General features: G+C 63.3%; 9 protein-coding genes. 5 read left to right on the top strand and 4 right to left on the bottom strand.

Annotation, left to right across the window (positions count from 1 at the left end; genetic code table 11):
* Positions 1 to 59 precede the first annotated feature (59 nt).
* Positions 60 to 5,765, top strand: coding sequence for an autotransporter outer membrane beta-barrel domain-containing protein (locus tag ACSYDV_RS18295; protein WP_438325257.1), 5,706 nt, complete (start codon positions 60 to 62; stop codon positions 5,763 to 5,765).
* A gap of 252 nt (positions 5,766 to 6,017) precedes the next feature.
* Here ACSYDV_RS18295 and ACSYDV_RS18290 read toward each other — a convergent pair whose 3' ends face one another.
* The gene (locus ACSYDV_RS18290; protein ID WP_438325256.1) at positions 6,018 to 6,833 is read right to left on the bottom strand and encodes a hypothetical protein; all 816 of its coding nucleotides are present in this window, start codon (positions 6,831 to 6,833) and stop codon (positions 6,018 to 6,020) included.
* Positions 6,834 to 6,926: 93 nt separating this feature from the next.
* A complete protein-coding gene (locus tag ACSYDV_RS18285; protein WP_438325255.1) occupies positions 6,927 to 8,195 on the bottom strand; it encodes a S8 family serine peptidase in 1,269 nt (422 codons plus the stop codon).
* A 91-nt stretch (positions 8,196 to 8,286) separates the two neighbouring features.
* On the opposite strand from ACSYDV_RS18285, the gene ACSYDV_RS18280 reads away from it, so the two are divergent.
* Positions 8,287 to 8,775, top strand: coding sequence for an RNA polymerase sigma factor (locus tag ACSYDV_RS18280; protein WP_438325254.1), 489 nt, complete (start codon positions 8,287 to 8,289; stop codon positions 8,773 to 8,775).
* Positions 8,772 to 9,476, top strand: coding sequence for an anti-sigma factor family protein (locus tag ACSYDV_RS18275; protein WP_438325253.1), 705 nt, complete (start codon positions 8,772 to 8,774; stop codon positions 9,474 to 9,476). Before ACSYDV_RS18280 ends, ACSYDV_RS18275 begins: the two co-directional genes overlap by 4 nt.
* Before the next feature lie 391 nt (positions 9,477 to 9,867).
* On the opposite strand, the gene ACSYDV_RS18270 is transcribed toward ACSYDV_RS18275, so the two are convergent.
* Entirely contained in the window at positions 9,868 to 10,314 is a 447-nt protein-coding gene (locus ACSYDV_RS18270; RefSeq protein WP_438325252.1) for a hypothetical protein, read from the bottom strand.
* Positions 10,315 to 10,855: 541 nt separating this feature from the next.
* Between ACSYDV_RS18270 and ACSYDV_RS18265 the strand changes: the two genes are divergently transcribed.
* Positions 10,856 to 11,467 (top strand): response regulator, encoded by a 612-nt coding sequence (locus ACSYDV_RS18265; RefSeq protein ID WP_438325251.1) that lies wholly within the window; start codon positions 10,856 to 10,858, stop codon positions 11,465 to 11,467.
* On the opposite strand, the gene ACSYDV_RS18260 is transcribed toward ACSYDV_RS18265, so the two are convergent.
* A complete protein-coding gene (locus ACSYDV_RS18260) occupies positions 11,453 to 13,702 on the bottom strand; it encodes a sensor histidine kinase (protein WP_438325250.1) in 2,250 nt (749 codons plus the stop codon). The genes ACSYDV_RS18265 and ACSYDV_RS18260 overlap by 15 nt on opposite strands.
* Before the next feature lie 356 nt (positions 13,703 to 14,058).
* On the opposite strand from ACSYDV_RS18260, the gene ACSYDV_RS18255 reads away from it, so the two are divergent.
* Positions 14,059 to 20,010 (top strand): autotransporter domain-containing protein, encoded by a 5,952-nt coding sequence (locus ACSYDV_RS18255; protein WP_438325249.1) that lies wholly within the window; start codon positions 14,059 to 14,061, stop codon positions 20,008 to 20,010.
* Positions 20,011 to 20,297 lie beyond the last annotated feature (287 nt).

The following is a 20,297-nucleotide window of genomic DNA, read 5'->3' as shown; positions in this document are numbered from 1 at the left end:
CAACGCCGGCCGGGAGTTTATCCATTATGTCCGCCCAAAATCGACGCGAACGAGCAAATATGGCTGCCGCACGGAACTCTGTCTCGGTCGCGGCCCTGGCAATCGCGCTTGGCTTGATTGCGAGCCCGATCGCCAAGGCGCAGCAGATCAGTCAGGGCGGGGGCGGTGCCGCGGGCGGGATCGCAGGCGGCGCGGGCGGGGGAGGAGGAAGTGGCGGCACCAGCGGTTCGGGCACGGGGGGGGCGGGCGGCGCCGGAGCCAGGACGCCGGCCGGGGCGGCGGTGGCCGGTGATGCGGGAACCAACCCCACCACCGGCGGCGCAGGCGGTCTCGCCGGAATTCCGAACGATATATCGGCGGGCGGCGGCGGCGGCGGCGGCGGCGGCGGGCGCGTCGTCGGGCCCTTCACCATGGGCGGTGACGGCGGGAACGGAGCGAGCGGCGGCAACGTGGAAGCCGCGACAGGCTCCTTTTCCTTCAGTGTCGACTATTTTGGCTCCACTGGCGGGGATGGCGCAGGTGGCGGTGGTGGCAGCGGTGGCGGGGGCGGTGGCAGTGGTGGCTTAGTCCTTACCGGCACGGGTGCCATCGCGAACACGGTTGGTCATGCTGTCAGGGGCGGCAGTGGCGGCCGTAGCAATACCGGCGGCGGGATCCTGGGTTCGGCCGGCGGCGGCGGCGCGGGCCTCGTGCTGCTGAACGGCGGCAGCCTGACGGTGACCGGCAATTCTGCAATCGACGGCGGTGCCGGCGGAGCGCAGGGCTCGGTCGGCGGCGGCGGTGGGGCGGGCCTTTTCCTCTACACCGGCGGTACTCTGGCCAATCAGGCCGGAACGATCCGGGGGGGAGCAGGAGGCGGGGATCTGCTTGCAGTGTCCTCCGGCGGTGAGGGCGGTGCCGGGGTTCTCGCCAATCTGGGGACCATCCGCAACGAGGCCGCAATCGCGGGAGGCGCTGGCGGCGCAGCCAATTCCTTCGGCGGCGTCGGCGGCGTCGGCGTCGTCGCCTGGGGCGGGAACGTTGAAAATGCTTCGACCGGCACAATCCTCGGCGGCGCCGGCGGAACGATCAGAAATGCCGGCACCAGCATGCGCGCAGGCAGCGGCGGCGGGGGCGTCTGGTTTCGCGATGGCCAGGCAGCAAGTTTGAATAATGCAGGCGCCATCGAAGGCGGCGGCGCAGGCGCGACGCCGTTCGGAGACAATATCGTCGGCATGGGCGGTGTTGGTGTAGCGGGCGCGGCGACGGGCAATATCTCGATCCTCAACTCCGGTACGATCTCCGGCGGCCTGGACAGCCGGAATAACGTGCGGGCCGCTGCGATTGCTCTGTACGGCAGCGGCAACCGGCTGGAACTGTGGTCGGGCTCCACCATAAACGGCAATGTCGTCGTGTCGGGCGGCACCGACAACCGGCTGACGCTGGGGGGGGCGCTCGATGCCAGTTTTGACGCGTCCCAGATCGGCGCGGCGCAGCAATATCGGGGTTTCGACCTGTTCGAGAAAACAGGTTCGGCCAGTTGGACGCTGACCGGGAGCGGCAACCAGAACTGGTCGGTTGCAAGCGGTAAGCTGAATGGCGATACGAGCAGCCTTGCCGGAAATGTGACCTTTGCCAGCGGTGCCGGCACGGGCGGCGTGACATTTGATCAAGACGTCGATGGGATATACCGGGGCACGATCGCCGGCGAAGGCACGGTGATCAAGGCCGGCACCGGCGCGGTGACATTCGCGGGGAAAAGCATTGTCGGCGGTGATTTCACCGGCACGGTCCGGGTCGAAGGCGGCACGCTGATACTGAATGGGGCGCTAGGCGACGCGACGGGCACGACGGCCAGCCTTCGCGTCGGCAATGGCGCGATGTTGGGCGGCAGCGGCACTTTCCTCGGCGATGTCAGCGTCGCCGATGGCGGCACCGTTGGTTTGGGCGTGAACGCCGGCACTTTGACGATCGCGGGTGATTATAACCTCGGCGCCGGGTCGATCCTGAATTATGCGCTTTCGCGGAGCGGTGTCGTCGGTGCGGGAGCCAATGATCTGGTCGTGGTCGGCGGTGACGTCACGCTCGACGGCATATTGAACGTCACGGCCTTGGCCGATTTCGGCACGGGCTATTACCGTCTCATCGATTACGCCGGTACGCTTATCGACAATGGGCTGGAACTCGGCGTGACCTCGCCCGGCTTCGCGAGTTCGATCCAGACTGGCATCGCCGGGCAGGTCAACATCTTGTTCAATGATGGCACGCAGCGGGTGCAATATTGGGACGGCACTGACGCGACCGGCGTTTCCTCGCAGGCGAGCGGTGACGGCGGCGCGGGCGTCTGGCGCGCCGGTTCCACCAACTGGACCGCAGCCGCCGGATTCGGCATTAATGATGCCTGGGCGGCACAAGCTGGCGTTTTTGCGGGCAGTACTGGGGGCACCGTCACCGTAGAGGGCACGCAGGCTTTCCAGCTTTTGCGCTTCGAAACCACCGACTATGCGGTGCAGGGCGGTTCGCTCGCCGCTACTGGCGGCTTTTCGATCATCGACGTCGAAGCGGCCTGGGCGAGGATCGATTCGGTGATCACCGGCAGCGCCGGTCTTACCAAGATCGGCGCGGGCGCGCTCACGCTGAGCGGAGCGAACGGCTACACGGGCATGACCGTCGTCAGTGCGGGCCAACTGGCGCTGGCAACCGGCGGATCGGTTGCCGGCGCGGTCGAAAATGAAGCTGACTTCGTCAATGACGGGAGGGTGGCGGGACAGGTCACCAACAAGGGGAGTTTTGCATCCACTGGAACACTGAATGGTGGGCTGGTCAATCGGGGCACCGCGAGCCTCGCCGGCCAGCTCAACGGAGCGCTTGCGAACAGCGGGGGCACCGTCGCACTTACGGGGGCCTTGTCTGGGGTGACGCGGATTGACCAATCGGCCGGTTCCAGCCTGGATCTCGCCGGCTTCGATCTGACGATCGACACGTTCAATGGCGGGGGCCATATTGCGTTTGGCGGCGGAAATCTCATTATTGGCGCGGCGGGGGGCAGTTCCGTCTTCGACGGCACGACGGGCGGTGGCGGTGCCATGACGATCGCGGGCGGAAGCTTTCAGGGTGGCGGTACGATCGATGCGGCCGTGATAATCGCCGACGGCGCGCATCTGAAAGGTGCGCAGGGCAGCACCTTGTCGATGAGGTCGCTGACATTGAGCGCCGGGTCGGAGGTCGATGTAATGTTGGGCGCTCCTTCCGGCGCGGCCCTTTTCGATGTTGCCGGGAATCTGACGCTTGACGGCAGGCTGAATGTCAGCGCCTCGTCGGCGTTCGGCGCGGGGGTCTATCGCCTGTTCGATTATGGCGGCACCTTAATCGACAACGGGCTCGAATTCGGTACTGTGACGGGAGCTTCGCTTGATGGTCTGTCGATCCAAGCGGGCGCGGGGCGAGTGAACCTTGTGGATACGGCCGGGGCGACGCTGACATTCTGGGACGGCGGCGATGCCGGGCTTCACAACAATGGCACGGTGGACGGCGGTAGCGGAATCTGGAGCGCCGGCGGCAGCGCGTGGACCACCGCGACCGGCGCCGTGAATGATATCATGACTCCGCAGCCGGGCTTCGCCGTGTTCCAGGGCAGCGGCGGCACGGTCAAGATCGACAATCGAGTCGGTCAGGTTTCGAGCACCGGCATGCAGTTCGCGGCGGATGGCTACCTCATCGGTGGCGGCGACCTTGCTCTTTCTGGTGACCGGGCCGTGATCCGCGTCGGTGACGGAACCGCGGCAGGGGCGGCGATGACGGCCGCCATCGGTGCGTCGCTGGCGGGCTCGGCGGCTTTGGTCAAGTCCGACCTCGGTACGCTCATCCTCAGCGGATCCAATAGCTACACGGGCGGCACGATCATCGACGCCGGGACCCTTGTCGGCGATACCAATTCGCTGCGCGGCGACATCGCAAACGGTGGCACCCTGGTCTTCGATCTGCCGGACAGCGGAGTCTTCGCCGGTGCCGTTACCGGTTCGGGGACGACGATCAAGTCGGGCATCGGAGCACTGACGCTTGCCGGTACAAACGCCAGCGACTGGCGGATCACGGGTGGCAGCCTGATCTCTACCTCGGCGCTATTCACCGGCGACATCGATCTGGCCGAAGGCGCCCGTTTCGTGTTCGACCAAGCGAGCAATGGCACTTATGCCGGAACGCTAACCGGAACGGGTTCGGTCCGGATCCGCGGTGGTGGCGCGATAGAATTGAGCGGCGATGGCTCAAGCTTCCGCGGCGTCGTCACCGTCGACCAAGGCCATATGCTCGCCGTCAACAACAGGCTGGGCGGCGTTCTCGACGTGCTCGCCGGAGGCCGTCTTCAAGGCGGCGGTATGGCCGGCTCGGCTCACATCGCCGGCACGATCGCGCCTGGCAACTCGATCGGCACGCTCAATTTTGGCGGCAATCTCGATTTTGTCTCGGGCGGCATCTATGAAGTGGAGGCGAACGCCTCGGGCGATAGCGACAGGATCGTGGTTGGCGGCATCGCCACGATCGGCAGCAACGCCGACGTGGAGGTGCTGGCAGCCGACGGCAATTATGCGGCCAACACCAGCTACACGATCCTCAGCGCCGCCGGGGGGATCTCCGGCACCTTTGCCACCGTCACATCCAACCTCGCCTTCCTCACACCGGTACTCAGCTATGCGGACAACGCGGTGACGCTCAACCTTCGCCGCAATATAGTAGACTTCGCCGCGGTGGCAGAGACGGAGAATCAGCGCGCAGTCGCCCCCTCCGTTCAGGCACTGAGCGCGGGCAACGAAGTCTACGACGCAGTGGTGGCGCTCACGGCACCGGAGGCGCGCGATGCTTTCGATCAGCTTGCGGGTTCAGATTATGGAAGCGTGCGGGGGGCGCTGCTGGAGGACAGCCGGTTCGTACGCGACGCCATATTGTCCCGTCGCGAAATGGCAGGGGAGACCGGACTGGCTGTCTGGGGGCGCGTGCTCGGCAGCTGGGGCAATATGAACGGGGACCGCAACGCTGGACGCTACGACCGCGATGTCGAGGGCGTTCTCACCGGCTTCGACGGTTTGCTCGGCGAAGGCTTCCGCGCAGGCGCGGCGTTCGGATATGGCTCTACCAAGCTCAGGACGGCGCGGGCCGCACACGATATCAAGGCCTTTCAAGCTGGCGGCTATGTCAACGGCGCGGTCGGTGCGGTTTCGTTGCAGCTTGGTAGCGCATATAGCTGGAACACCGTCAACGCCTCGCGCCGCTTGGCATTCGGTCCGCTCGATCAAACGCTTTCAAGCGAATATTCCGCGCGTATCTTCCAGGCATTCGGCGAAGTCGCGTTCAAGAGAGATCTGAACGGTGCAATGGTCCAGCCTTTCGTCGGAGTGGCGCATGTCACCCTGCTTGACGCCGAGTTCGACGAGCATGGCGGCAGCGCTGCGTTGCGGGGCGGCAATGACAACGAGCATCTGACCTATGGCACGGTGGGTATTCGCACCCGAGCGAGCCTTGCTACAGGAGGCGTCTCCTTGCGCTTCGCAGGATCGGCTGCATTGCGCCATATCGTCGGCGACCGCATCCCGGCTGCCGACCTCTCGTTTGCAACCGGCCCGATGTTCCGCGTCGTCGGTGCGAGAATCGATCGAAACAGCATCGTCGTCGATGCCGGCCTCGAAACGGACCTCGGTCAGAACCTGGGTTTCGATATCAGCTACACCGGCAATTATGGCGCTCACGCCACGGACCATGGCGGGCGCGCGTCGATTAACTGGCGATTCTGAAGAGATTGGTTGTTTACATCTGCGGACGATCATTGGCTCGCTTCTGACTAGCTGGACTTTGGTCTTCTGACAGTTGCCTGACAACGGGCAAGGCGCAGGCGTCAGCTATTCCGGATATTTGGTCGGACGCGGACAGGCGCTAAACGGCCAAAGGCGTTCCTTGGAAACAATAAAGAGGACGAGCCGCATGGCGGCCCGTCCAGTAATCGATCGGCGTCAATTGGGTCGTCGCCGATCGCCCCATTCCTTCGATTATTCGCTGGCGTCCTGCTGCTCGGCTGTTTTCTTGAGCTGGCTTTTGGTCATGCCGATCACGAGAACATCGCCCGAGCCTACAAAGCTGCCGGCGGGCAGCGTCGCGACGCGATTGCCGACCTCGACCGTCACCGCCTGCACGATGCCGCGACCGGTCTGGCGCAATTCCTGGACATGGCCGATCACCTTGCCGCGCGGATCGGTGACGGGCATGCCGGGCGCCACCGCGAACATGCCGTTACCGCTGGCGGCGCCACTGCCGGCGGCAGCGAGTTGGCCGAGACTGCCCTGGAAGCCGCCCGCGACCGAACCGGCGCCGCTGGCACTGCCTGAGACGCCTGACAGCGCGCCGCCGGCCTGGTCACGGACGGTCCCGACCTCACCGTGGGCGGTACCGGTAGCGGTCGAAGCGGTGGTTTGGGCGGTGCCAACGGCGCCGCGGGCGGTCTGGCCGACGAAATCGGTGCCGACTGCTTGCGCGTCAAGGCTGCCATTGCCCGAGGCGCTGCCCGAGCCATTGGCGTTGTAGCCGATGGTGTTCCCGATCAGGTCGGCGTTGCCATTGGCCGACCCCGTGCCATTCGCATCGGCGCTGCCCTTACCCTGGACGCGGCCCGAGCGGCGATCCACATGGGTTTCGCCGCGCCCCGAACCGGTGATATTGGCAGCGGTGCCGAGCGTCCCGCCCAAACCACCGCTAAGGCCGCCGCCAAGCCCGCCGCTGCCGCCGAGCAGTTGCGCTGCTGCGGGCGTCGAAAATGCCGCGGCCGCTGCGGCAAGCGCGAGAGCCGAGGTGAAAATACGATGTCCCATTGTCCTTCTCCTTCATCTTGCGGCCCGGAGGGGAGGGCCTGGAGGAAGAACGATGGTGCGTTCGAATTTCTTCCCAAGAATATGCATCGCCGATCAGCGGCCGCCGCAATCTCCGCAAATCAGGCCATGGCCATAGATTTTATCGCGGCCTTTTCTGCCTAGGTCGCGCGCTTCGAAGACCATGGCGGAAACCGCTGGTCCGATCCGGTCGATCGCCGGCGCCGGGTAACGGAGCGCGAGGCGTCCGGCGACCAACGGGGCGGCAAAAGATGTGCCTCGGAGGCGATCTGTGTCGTTGGCGCCGGTAGCCGCAAGCACGTCGTCGCCGCGCGCTGCGAAGTCGACATGGAGCGCACGGCCCGCCTCGGGAAGCGCGCGGTTCGTTGAGTCGACGCCGGTAACGGCGAAAACAGCCTTATAGGATGCCGGGTAAGCGGGCGGCGCGGCCGGCCCGTCGTTGCCGACCGCTGCGACGATCAGCATGCCGCGCTGCTGCGCGCGCGACACGGCGCTGGCCAGCAGCTTGTTGTCGGGACCGACCAGGCTGATCGTCGTCACCGCCACACCGCGCTGAACCAGCCAGCCGAGCGCGCGTGCGATAGCGCTGGCGTTGCCGCCCGCCGGATCGGAGCCATAGACGTCGGCGGCAAGAAGATTTTGTCCCGGGGCCGAGCCGCGCACCGGGCCGCTCCCGATGAGCAGCGACGCGACCGCGGTGCCATGGCGGCTTGCATAAGGCGCACCGGCGGCAAAGCCGCGCTGCTCGACGCGCCCCGCGACCGACGGATGCGCAGCGACGCCGCCATCGATCAATCCGAGCGAAGCTTCGCCCGGTGAGCCCGCTGTCGCCAGCGTTGCCGCCGGCAGCGCTCTGCCAGGGCCGCTCGCGAAATAGATATGGTCGGAATCGATTTCGGCGTCGGGAAGCATCTTGGCGAGCTGCTTTTGCGCGGCGGCAAGGCTGCGTCCTTCGGGAACTGCGAAACGAACGATCTCGAGGTCGAGGCCTTCGATATGATCGCGATCGACCAGCCGGAACCCGTCCTTCGCCGCGCTCGCGATCATGGCATCGTCGACGCCCGTGGCGACGAGCATCCCGCGTACCGCGGGCTGGCCATTGCGATCGGGCTCGATGCGATCGCGATTGTCGCGCAGCAGCGTGGCGATCCGGTCGAGCCGCACCTGCGCGAGAGTGTCACTTAAGGCTGACATCGGCGCGGCGCCGATCTCCGGCAGCTGGGGCAGGGGGCCGGCGGCATCGGGGAGCCGGACCGGTGGCAGGACGATTTGCGCATCGACGTGCGCCGCCATCCCGGCAGGCAGGAGCGCAATCGTCAGGATCAGGGCGGTCAAAGCGCGCATCGAAACTCCGTGCATCCGAAAAATTTAGCATGCTGCGGAAGAAACGATAGAGTGGCGTCGTTTCTTCCTCTGACACAGCGAAAAGGCGAATATGAGGTTCGAAGAGGAACTGGTCGAATTATTGCCGCGCCTGCGCCGGTTTGCGCGCGGATTGGCGCGCCATGCGAGCGATGCCGACGATTTGTGCCAAGCCGCGATCGAACGCGCGTTGAAATCGCAGGACCAATGGCAACAAGGGACAAGACTGGACAGCTGGATGTACCGCATTACCCGCAACCTATGGATCGACGAGCGCCGTGCCGCCAGCCGGCGCGGCGTCCACACTCCGATCGACGACGCGGTGACGAAAGTTGCGGGCGATGGCGAGGCGGGTGTGGAAGCCGGTGCGCTGCGCGGCGACGTCGATGGCGCGATGTCGCGGCTTCCCGACGAACAACGCGAAGTTGTGATGCTGGTGCTGGTCGAAGGCTATGCTTATCGCGAGGCGGCGGAGATACTCGACGTGCCTATCGGCACCGTCACCTCGCGCCTCGCCCGCGGACGCGAGAGTTTGATGTTCTACCTGGGAGAGGCGGCATGAGCTTTGACCCCGAGACCATCGCTGCCTTTGTCGACGGCGAACTCGACGACCCGACCGCGCGCCGGGTCGAGCGAGCGGCCCAAAACGATGGAGCACTTTCTGCGGAGATCGCCCGGCACCGGGCGCTGAAGGCGCGGCTGACGGCGCATTATAGGCCTATTGCGAATGAGGCCGTTCCCGAACGGCTGCGGATGTCGCTCGCGGTTGATGACAAGGTCGACATGAGTCTGACCGACCGGCGCGCCACGAGGCGTGCACGCTTCGGCGCCATTCATTGGGGTGCTATTGCCGCGTCGCTCGCGCTTGGCCTGACGATCGGTCTGCGGCCCTGGTTGCCCGTCGCCGACGTGGCAACCGACCAGGGTGCGCTGATCGCGGCGGGATCGCTTGCCAAGGCGCTCGATACCCAGCTTGCTTCCAACCAGAGCGGTGATGCCGCAGTGCGCATCGGTCTCAGCTTCGAGGACAAGTCCGGCCGTTATTGCCGCAGCTTCGAAAGCCGCTCGCTCGCGGGAATTGGCTGCCGCGAGGGCGATCGTTGGGAGCTCGAGCGGACGCTGCGTGCACAGTCGCGAGGCGACTACCGGCAGGCGTCGTCTGGCGAACTGGCTGCTGCTGCGGCGGCGATGATAGCGAGGGAGCCGCTCGACGGCGCGGCCGAGCAAGCGGCGCGCGATGCCGGGTGGGAGCACAACCGCTAGACCCGAAGGTTCATACGCTCCCGCGTTGCAGTTGGCCGGTTATGTCCTGTTTTCGACGTATGGCTTGCTAGTGAGCGAGACCGGGCTGGAAAGGAAACCGGGGCTGTTCACTCCGTCCGTAGCGGTTGCAGTCCGACATGGTCAGGCGCTTCTTCACCGCGATCGAGCGACACTCCGGCGCCCCGGGCGAAGCGGTCCGGCAAGCGATACTGGCGTTGCGCGCAAAGGAAGAAACCTCGTCTCCGTCAGATTGGGCGCCGCTCGCCTTCATTGGCACGACCGACATCGCGGCGGGCCCGACCGGCCGTCCAAGGCGGTAAGGAGAAATGGGAACATTCGCGAGGATTTGATCCCGGAGCGCCGCGAGGGACCGGACGGGATCGAAACCGAACTAAGTATGCCGCCCGTTCAAGACACGGCGCTTGTGCTCGACAGCCGCGAGGATCAACTCGGCGCGCGACAGCTGGCTGAACAGGCGGACGAATTCGGGATCGGCGACAGTGCTGCAGGGATTGAGGATGAGCCAGTCCGCGGCCGCCGTCCAGTAAGTGGTCCTTCCCGGCAGCGATTCCGAGATGGTTTCCAGATCGGTTCCTGCGGTTTCGATGGCGAGGCAGCGGCGACGCAGCTCAACTTCGACGGCTGTCAGCTCCGCGTGTGACAATAGCGGCCAGCGATCATGAAATTCAGGCCAGTCGGGCACAGCTACCGTCCAAGGGATATTGGCGACAACCCAGTCCGCAATCTCTCCGGTCCGGTCGCTGCCTTTCGGCGTGCTCGCCCGATCGGCAAGCCGAACCCGTTGTTCGAGAATCGTTACATTTTCAGGAATGTTCATCGCGGCCTCCCCCTTTTTACATTGTCGGTACGCTGCTCCCTAACGCCGGACCAGCATCGGAGTTCCAGTCGTCAAGGCCGACTATTGTGAAGAAGCCTCCGGTAAACCGGCGGTTACGGATCGGCCAAGTTGAGTGGCGGAGTCGGCGTCCGTCAGGTGCGGTGGGAAGGGCCGGAACGTGACAGAGGGCAAATCTTAAATGTCCAGTTCCGGTCACTTTCAGCTCGAGCCATGCGGCGTGCGCTAAGGCCTGGTTCTCTTAATTTTCGCCGAATACCGATTGGCCGAAATCGGCCAGACTCGACGAGGCCGCTTGGGAAGCTTCTAGAGTGCAGGCTCCCTGAGATGCTGATGGCAGGTTAAGAGGGGCGACCTCAACGACGGGAGCAATGTTCCTTGGTGCCAATTGGTGTCCGCGTTGACTATCTCCCGCAGCCAAGATCAGAAAATTAGACGTGCGAGTACCCCGCATTAATTCGGGTTGCGTCGATGCAATGATCCGCGGAAAAGTCTGTCAGGGCGAGCGGGGGCAGGCATGGTCGTGAAACACAATATTCTGATCGTGGACGATCACCGCATCACGCAGAGCGGACTTCGTTTCCTGTTTGCGTCGTTCGATCGTTACGCAGTCGTTGGTTCGCTCGACCGCGGCGCAACCGTAAATGCCTTTGTCCAGTCGCAGGCTGTGGATCTGGTCATCCTCGACCTGAATCTTCCCGACGTTCGCGGGATCAACGTCCTCGCCGAAATTGTCGGCTCGCGCGATATGACGGTGATCATTCTCACCGGGGAAACTCACCTCGGCGAAATTCATTCGGCGCTCAAGCTGGGCGCACGGGCCGTTGTCAGCAAATCCGATCCGCTCGATCAGATCATTGCTGCTTGCGATGCAGCACTGGCGGGCGAGGTACATATTTCGCCGCATATCGAGGAGGCGCTCGGCAAGTTCCAGCAGCCGCCCGTCGCGCTGTCTTCGCGGCAAATGGCAATCCTTCACTATCTGGCGCAAGGCGAGACAAACAAGGAGATAGCCTATCGTCTGGCGATCGCGCCCCCGACCGTTTCCTTTCACATCGCCGAACTGCGTCGCAAACTCGATGTGCCGCACAATCGCAAGATCGTCGATCGCGCGAATGAGCTAAACCTGCTCTGATCGCACCTGCAGAAGCGGATGTCCAAGTAGCTCGCGGCATGCCGGCTTGATCACCGCCATCGCGACAAGATGGCTGAGACGACCACGCGTGACGGTCGTATCGTCGTAGGTCAGCGCTATTGCCCGTTCCCTTGCGAAGTCGGGTGCGGCCAGTTCTGTCTCGAACGCTGCGCGTTGATCGAAATCGAGGAGCCTCCAGCTGTCCAGGGCTGCCTGCAAATCGGCGATCGTAACTGGCGTCGTTGTGGTGAAGGCTGCGGGAAGGGTGATGCAAATTTCAGTGCCCTGGGACGTCGACGAGACTATGCTTATGCTGCCTCGCAATGTTTCGATAATGCGCTTCGCCGATCCATAGCCCGACCCGCTGCCGGGAGCCGTTTCGTCTGCGCGAATCCTTGTGATGGCATTGCCGTTCAATGTGGCGGCGATCTCCGCAGGCATCCCACTTCCGCTGTCGCGGATAGTGATTACGGCATTCCCATTCTCGAGTTGAAGCGCGATGCTCGCACCTCCGCTTTCCGTATATTTGTAGCTGTTGCTGAGCAGATTGGCGAGCGCGCGCATTAGCAATGGCTTGTCCGAAATGATCGTGACATCTTCTGCGATGGCCACTTTGAGCGTCATCTGCTTGCTTGCGAACGGCGTCTTGAACATCATCGACAGGGGCTCGACGAGTGCCTGGCCGCGAAACGCGCTAAGCGACACAAAATCGGAATCGCCTGCGGCGATGTTGGCGCCCGAAATCGTGGTAGACACGATCTCGCTCAGATAATCCGCCGAGCTTTCGAGCATCTCGACCAGCGAGGTGTCCGCCCCCGGTCCGTCCTGGCGCTTGAGGACGTCGACTGCGCTGTTGAGCGCCAGAATGACCTGTCGGCTGTCATGGCCGGATGCATGAAGCAGGGCATTCTGACTGTTCACAGTCTCCAGTGCGAAAGCCTTCTCCTCGGCCAGTCGCTTCGCCCGCTCGCTGATATCGAGACGCTCGGCGAGCGAATGCGCATAATTGGCATCGGCAGCGAGCTTGTCCTGCTGGATCTTCTTGAGATTCAGACCGAGGGCGAACGTAACCATGACCGATTCAAACAATCCCACCGGACCGGCGAGGTGCCAGTTGATCGGCAGCCAGGTGAAGATACCCATGGAAGCGATCGCGGCGTAAAGGATGAAGAGGGCGAGACTGGCCCAGCCCACGAAAAGCGGCCAGAGCTGAAACCCGATTTGCTTCATGGCGGCATAACCGACGAACGGCAGGAAAAGCGCGACGGCTACGGCGACGAGCCATGCTGAGAGGTGAAGGTAAAATCGCATCTCGGGCGGATAGATTGACAGGCCCGGCTGCAGTAGCATCACGGCCATCGCAATAAGAATCAAACACTTCAGCACAGCGTCACGTTTCGGAAAATTATCTGCGGTATTGACGAAGCTGCGGCAGAATTGGGCCATCGCTGCGGCAAACCCGCATTTGAAAAAATCTTCGACGGCGACGCCGGTCAGAGGCTTATCGTAGAGGAAGAAGATGGTGATGTAACCTTCGGAATGGATGGTGTTCAGCGCGAAGAATGCCTCGGCGACGGCCAGCCATAAAAATTCCTTGAATCCCGTGATCGAAAAGAACAGGAAATTGAGTAGAAGCAGCGTAATTGCGCCGATGACAACACCCGACACCATGGAGATGTTTGCGCGTCGTTCCTTGAAAAAAGTTCCGTAACTATTGATCTTGAGCGGCATGTAGGTTGAGTTTTCGGAAATAAACTCAATCACAATCAGCTTTTCTTGGTGCGGGGCCAGCACCAGCTCGGAGCTGAAAGCCTGATAGCTAGCGAGATTTTGTCGCGCGCTCTCGGGATCGGTTCCGTCAACAATCAGCGATAGCGGGCCGCCCGCCGTTTCATAAAGCCGGAAGTGCTTCAGCGAGCCGCGGCCGGTCGTCAGGATCCAGCTGCCTGGTAGTTCGCTGGCGTTGCGGACCTTTAGCAATATGATCGTCCGCGTTCCCGGCGGCCCGAAATGGATAGTCGAACCATCTATGCCTTGGAGCGGGCTGGAGAGAATCGCATCCAACTCGGGCGTTCTTGTCGCGCCTGGGCGTTCGACAAAGCGCACAAAGGGCACGAGAGACGGTGCGTCTTGGCCGGCCCGTAGGCCAAGCGACGGCAGCTTTTCAGGCTCTGCCCACGCAGGCTGTGCACCCAGAAAGAAGAAGAAGCCGAGAACGGCGTACAGGATTCGCATCGATACCCCCCGCGCCGAGCGGGGGTCGAATGCATCATTGCGCCTCCTGTCAGCGCGCGAATTCCTCCGCTCCCCGCCAACCTGTCCGACCCACCCCCCGGTGATTGCTTTCCGTAACGGCAGCGGTCGTCCTCACGCAAGGGCAGCCAGAACGGCTCGTCGCAAAATCACCCTAAATAACATTGGGTAGACGCGGCGTGAGGCCTGCTCCTAGTCATCGCTCACAAAGCCGGGGGTGATGTCGCCCAATCGGCTGGGGGCGCAAATTTCAAGGCGGGGTGGGCCGAGCCGGAGAGCCATTGGCTCTCCGGCGAAACCCCTGCTTTGCCTGCAACGTCAAACGGGGGATCCTGCTCATGTCACACATCTCGAAATCTCGCCTTCTCGCTACCAGCGCGATCGTTGGCTTCTCGATCATTCATGTTGCGCCGGCGGCCGCGCAAAATGCGTTCGGCATTCATAATGATCAGCCCGAGCGGCTCGAGATCGAGGTCGACGACGGAGAGGTTGTTGAAGGTGATATCATCGGCATCTACGCCGACAATGGCCCGGTCACCGTGGGTAATGCCGGGACAATTCGTGGTAATGGTACCGACATAGGCGGAATCGATAGCCGGCCGAGCGGCGGTATCGTCATTGCGCAGCCCGATTCCACCGTCACCAACGCCGGCCAGATCACCGGCGCTGCGAATGGCGTGGTCACAACCTATTTCTTCAGCGAAGACGCAAATGGCGACGATCTCCCGCCGCAGCCGCTGGCGGCCAATACGCAGGTGTTCAATAGTGGAGTGATCCGCGGTGAGGCCGGATCGGGGGTCGCACTGATCGGTGGTGGCAGCGTCACAAATGGCGGCACCATTTCCGGGTTCACTGGCAGCCCGGGCGGTACGATTATGGGGACGGGGGTGTCGATTTCGGAATTCCCGGGCGCCGCCGCCAACGTCACCGGCGTCGGCACAATCAAAAATAATGACGGCGGCGTGATCGAGGGGCAGGTCTTCGGCGCCGTGCTTCAAGGTGGTGGGACAGTTACCAACATGGGAACGATCCGCAGCACGGGTACTCCGAACCCCGCAACGCCGAATATCAGCCCGTTCGGACTCATCCTCGGCGCCACCGCTGAGCAGACAGGCCGCGCCGCGACGGTCGACAACACCGGCATCATCTCCGGCTTCCTTGGTGTGCTGGCGGGCGGCGCCCTCGAAAGCGCTACGATCAACAACGACGGAACGATCCAAGCCACGGCGATCGCGATCATCGGCCAATCGACCGGAAATCTCACCGTCAACAATTTCGAGAATGGCGAAATCCTGGCCAATGCGACCGCCATCGCGTCGAACGCCGGCACGCTGACCGTCGACAACCGGGGTTTCATCTTCAGTGCCGGGCAGAATGCGATCAACATCACGACCGCGGACGCCGTCATCAAAAACAGCCAAGGCATCGTCGGAGCGCTGTCAGGCATCACCACCGCTGTATTCCAGAACGCCGAGGGGACACAGGCGCGCGCGCGCAACACCGCCGTGACGAATTCGGGTACGATCGAGGGCCGGGCCGGCAGCGGCGTTGCGCTGGTCGGGGGCGGGTCGGTCACCAACAGTGGCGTGATTCGGGGGGTGAACGGCAACAATGGCACGGGCACCGGTGTCGCCCTTTCCGAATTCACCCAATCGATTGCCGCCGATGTTACTGGGATCGGCTCGGTCACCAACGCTCCGGGCGGCCTCATCGAAGGCCAGATGTTCGGCGTGGTCGTCCAGGGCGGCGGCACCGTCGACAATGCCGGGACGATCCGCAGCACAGGGACGTTCAATCCAGCGAACCCCAATGTCAGCCCCTTCGGTGTGATCCTTGGCGCGAATGCGGATCAAGCGGGCCGTATCGGCATGCTCAACAACAGCGGCACGGTTCAGGGGTTTCTGGGGGTCCTTGCCGGCGGCGCGCTCAGCAGTGCCGTAATCGAAAACGAAGGGCTGATCAGCGGCCAGGCGGCGGCCATCATCGGCCAGTCGACAGGTGTACTCACCATCAACAATCATGATGACGGTGAAATCATCGCCAACGGGACGGCGATCCGTTCGAACGAGGGCTCGCTGATTGTCGACAATGCGGGGCTGATAAGCGCCGGCGCTCAGGATGCGATCGTCATTACCACGGCGGACGCGGCGATCGTCAACAGCGGCCGGATCATCGGCGGCCAATATGCGATCGTCACCGCGCCGATGGCCGATGGGACCGGCCGCGCTGTCAATAGCTCGATCACCAACAGCGGTGAAATCATCGGGCTCAATAACGACGCCATTCGGCTCGCGGGTGGCGGAAGCGTTATCAACAGCGGCTTCATCGTGGGCGTCAACCCAGGCGCGCAGGGCACCGACGGCATCTCGATGTTCGCGCATGTCGATCAATCCAACGAGGATTATTCGGCGCACGTCACCAACGATGAGAATGGCCGCATCGAAGGCCAGCGGTTCGCGGTTATCCTGTCCGGCGGCGGCGAGGTCGTGAACGCCGGCGAAATCGAAGGCGTCAACGGCGGCGTCTACATCCAGGGGACCGCGCTCAATACCGATCCCGGTGAGGATCGAAGCGGTCTCACCGCCAGGGTCGTCAACACGGGCGATATTCGCGGCACTGGCGACCTCGGTGGAAGCGGGGGCGATGGTTTCGGCGTTGGTTTCGGCAGCGACATGTCGAGCGCCACCCTCGATAACAGCGGCACGATTGGCAGCAATTTTGGCGCCGGCGTTTCGCAAGGTTCGCGCGCCGATGTGACGATCACCAATGCCGCGGGCGGATCGATCACTGGCGGAACGTCAGGCATCTATTCTTTCGCGACCGGCACCCTCGTCGTGAACAACGCCGGTGTGATCCGCGGCCAAGGGACCTATGATGGCTTTGACGCCGCTCCCGACGCGGGCGCGACGATCACCACCGCCGCGTCGAGCGTCACCAACAGCGGTACGATTTCGGGTGCCGGTGCGGGCATTACCACCGCCTATCAGTTCGACGAGGACATCGGTGACATTGTCGGGCTCGCCATCGGCACGCAAGTGACGAACAGCGGCACCATTCTTGGCGAAACGAACGATGGCGTCCGCCTCATCGGCGGTGGCACGGTCAGCAACAGCGGGACGATCCGCGGCGAGGGCAGCGCGCTTTCCGACGGCATCTCGATCTATCCCTACGACGGTCAGACGCTCGCGGGCTACGTCAGTGCTGTCACAAACAGCGCGAGCGGAGAGATCAGCGGAACGCGTTTCGGCATCGTCATGTCGGCGGGCGGCAGCATCGACAACGCGGGTGCCATTACCGGCGAAGGTCCGGGCGGGGTGCTTATCCAGCGTGGCGCCGGGCTCACGCAAGAGACGGGTTATGATGGCACGCTGACCAATGCGGGAACGATCACAGGCACCAACGGCTATGGTGCGGTGGTCCTTGTCACCGACACCGCCGCGATCACCAACGGCGGTACGATTGTTGGCGCGACATCGGGCGCAGTCGTCGAGGGGCTGCAGGTCACGGCCGATATTGTGCAGACCGGCAAGATCACGAATGCCGCAGGCGGTACTATCGCCGGGAATGGTACCTTCGGCGCGGCAGTCGCAGGATTTCTGGATACTGCGGAAATCGTTAACGGCGGGACGATCACCGGCGCGACTGACGGTGTCATCCTGGGCAATTTCGGGACCGCGACGCTGGTCAACACGGGCGCGATCACCGGCGGCAGCCGCGGCGTCTGGGGCGACGACAGCGGCGCGGTCGTTCTCGACAATGCCGGTACGATCACCGGCAGCGGCGGCATTGCGGTCCAGCTTGGCAGCTTCGACGACAGCGTCACGCTGCGGACCGGCAGCGCAATTTCGGGGCTCGTCGACGCGGGCGCGGGGATCGACGGCTTGACCCTCGACGGCGACGTCCTCGACCTGACCGAAGCACAGCAACTGACCGAAGCAAGCGGGTTCGAGACGCTGAATGTCGCTGCCGGCTATTGGTCCACCTCGGGCGCCGTGGGCGCGTTCGATAGTGTGATGATCGAAGAAGGCGCGGCGCTGCGCGTCAATGAAATCGACGTCGGCGGCGAAGCAAGCTCGCCGATCCTGACACCGTCGGTCCGTACCAACGGCCTGCTCGTGCTCAATTTCGGCGCCGATGAGACGGTTTCCGCGCTCGACGACCTCACGATCGACGGGACCGGGCAGCTGCAGCTCGTCGGCGACGCCGTGTTCACGGTCGATACCGGGAATATCGCGCACACCGGCGGCACGATCGTTTCTAACGGTGGCCTCGTTTTGACGGGCCTGCTCCAGGGCGACGTGAAGACCGAAGGCACCGGTTTCTTCGAGCTCGGCGCTGGCGGAACCGAAGGAAGTTTCTCTGGCAATATCGTCAACGATGGGCGCTTCGTCTTCAATCGCTCCGACGATTATGATTTTCTCGGCGCCTTCTCGGGCAGCGGCGTCCTCGACAAGAAGGGCGATGGTGCGTTGACCTTCATGGGTGATTATGCGTTCCAAGGCGTGACGAATATCCTCGGCGGTTCTGTGCGCATCGGGGGTGCGATCGATCCGGATACCGAGTTCGACCTCGGCGAAGGTGGTACGCTCGACATCTCCGGCAAGGACCAGACGATCGGCGGTCTCGAGGGCGACGCGGGATCGAACGTCGTGATCGACGACAGCCAGCTTACGGTTGCGCAGAGCGGCAATACGGCGTTTGGCGGCGACATCTCCGGCACCGGCAGTCTGGTGAAAGAAGGCGACGGGACGCTCAACCTGACGGGCAATAGCAGCTATACCGGTCCCACCTCGGTCAACGGCGGCACGCTCGCGGTCAATGGATCGATCGCGTCGCCGGTCACGGTCAACAGCGGCGGCACCCTCGGCGGCAACGGTACCGTAGGCTCGACCACCGTGGGTCAGGGCGGGACACTTGCGCCCGGAAATTCGATTGGCCAGCTGACCGTCAACGGCGACCTCGCGTTCGCTGCCGGTTCGACCTACGAAGTCGAAGTCAATGCGGCGGGCGCGGCCGACCGCCTCGATGCAACCGGCGCCGTGACGATCGCCAGCACGGCAAATGTCGCCATTCTCGCCGAGGACGGCGACTATGATCCGCGGACCGACTACGTCATCCTGACGGGCGCGAACGGGATCACCGGGACGTTCGGTTCGGTGACGACCGATCTCGCCTTCCTTGACCCGCTGCTGCGCTACAACGCCAATTCGGTCACGCTGTCCCTTTATCGCAACGATATCGATTTCGCCGATATCGCCGTTGGCTTCAATCAAGGGGGCGTAGCGGCCGCGATTCAGGCGCTTGGCATCAATAACTCGCTGTACGAAGCGGTGCTGGTGCAGAATGCAGCGACGGCCCAGACGAGCTTCAGCGATCTGTCGGGAGAAATCCTCGCCAGCGCGATCAGCGGGCTGGCCGACGACAGCCGGCATCTGCGTAACGCGCTGATGGGCATGAAAGCACCCGAAGAAGGCGGTACTTTCGTGTGGGGCTCGGCCTTTGGCGGCTGGGGCGATTTCGACGCCAATCGCGGCAATTTTGCCATGGACACGGATCACAAGGGGCTCATTGCAGGTTTCGGCATCAGCGGCAACGGCTTCGCGGCCGCGCTTTCGGCTGGGATCGGAGGCTCGGATTTCCGCTTCAGTGGCCGCAGCGACCATGCCGACGTCGAGAGCAAATATCTCGCGGCACATGCGACCTATGGCAACGAAGGCGGTCTGCGCGGTACGATCGGGGTCAGCTACGCTTGGCACAAGATAGACACGACGCGGGCTGTCAGTGGCGCGCCGCTGGCGCAAACGCTGACCTCGAAGCGCGACGGCGATACGCTGCAATTCTTCGGCGAACTCGGTTATGAAATCCTGGCAGGCAACACCGCGATCACGCCGTTTGTCCGATTGGCCCAAGTCGATACCGGCAGCGATGCTTTCGCGGAAGCTGGAGGCAACGCGGCGCTAAGCATCGGGAAGGCCAATCAGAAGACGACGTTCCTGAGCCTTGGCGGGCGTGCGCAGTTCAACGCCGGGCAAACAGGCTTCCAGCCTTTCGTTTCGGCGGCATGGAACCGTGCGTTGAACGATCGCGGCGCTCCCATCGTGTCGCGCTTCACGGCGGGCGGTCCGGCGTTCCATATCATTGGAACGGCAATCCCGAAAAACTCTGCCGAGCTCGAAGCCGGTTTTGAATTTACCACGGGCTCGTTCCGTCTTGGCGCCGCGTACACCGGAACGCTTGCCTCAGATCGCGGCACCCATGGAGCACGAGTTACTGCGCGAATTGCGTTCTGATTAGCGACCCGTCAGGCGCATGACCGGCAGTAGGGGGCCGAGGTGGTAAGCGCCGCCTCGGTCTCTTTTCGTCTGCGAAACTTATTCCGGACGCCGGCTCACCGAACGCCCGCTTTGATCGTGTTTGGCCCCGAAGCTGCCTGACTGCTAACGGCCAACATGCGCCTAGGCAGTACCTTTTACATGTTCGAGGAGGCCATGGCAGCCGCGACGCAGAATTGTACCAAAAAAAAGGTCCCGCAATGAAGCGGGACCTTTCCGTTCTCATGCTATCGATAAGCGTGAGA

Source organism: Sphingopyxis selenitireducens, from assembly GCF_051550705.1.
In the GTDB taxonomy this organism is placed as follows: domain Bacteria; phylum Pseudomonadota; class Alphaproteobacteria; order Sphingomonadales; family Sphingomonadaceae; genus Sphingopyxis.
The sequence above is the reverse complement of the archived record's forward strand: the minus strand, read 5'-3'. Positions and strand labels throughout refer to the sequence as shown.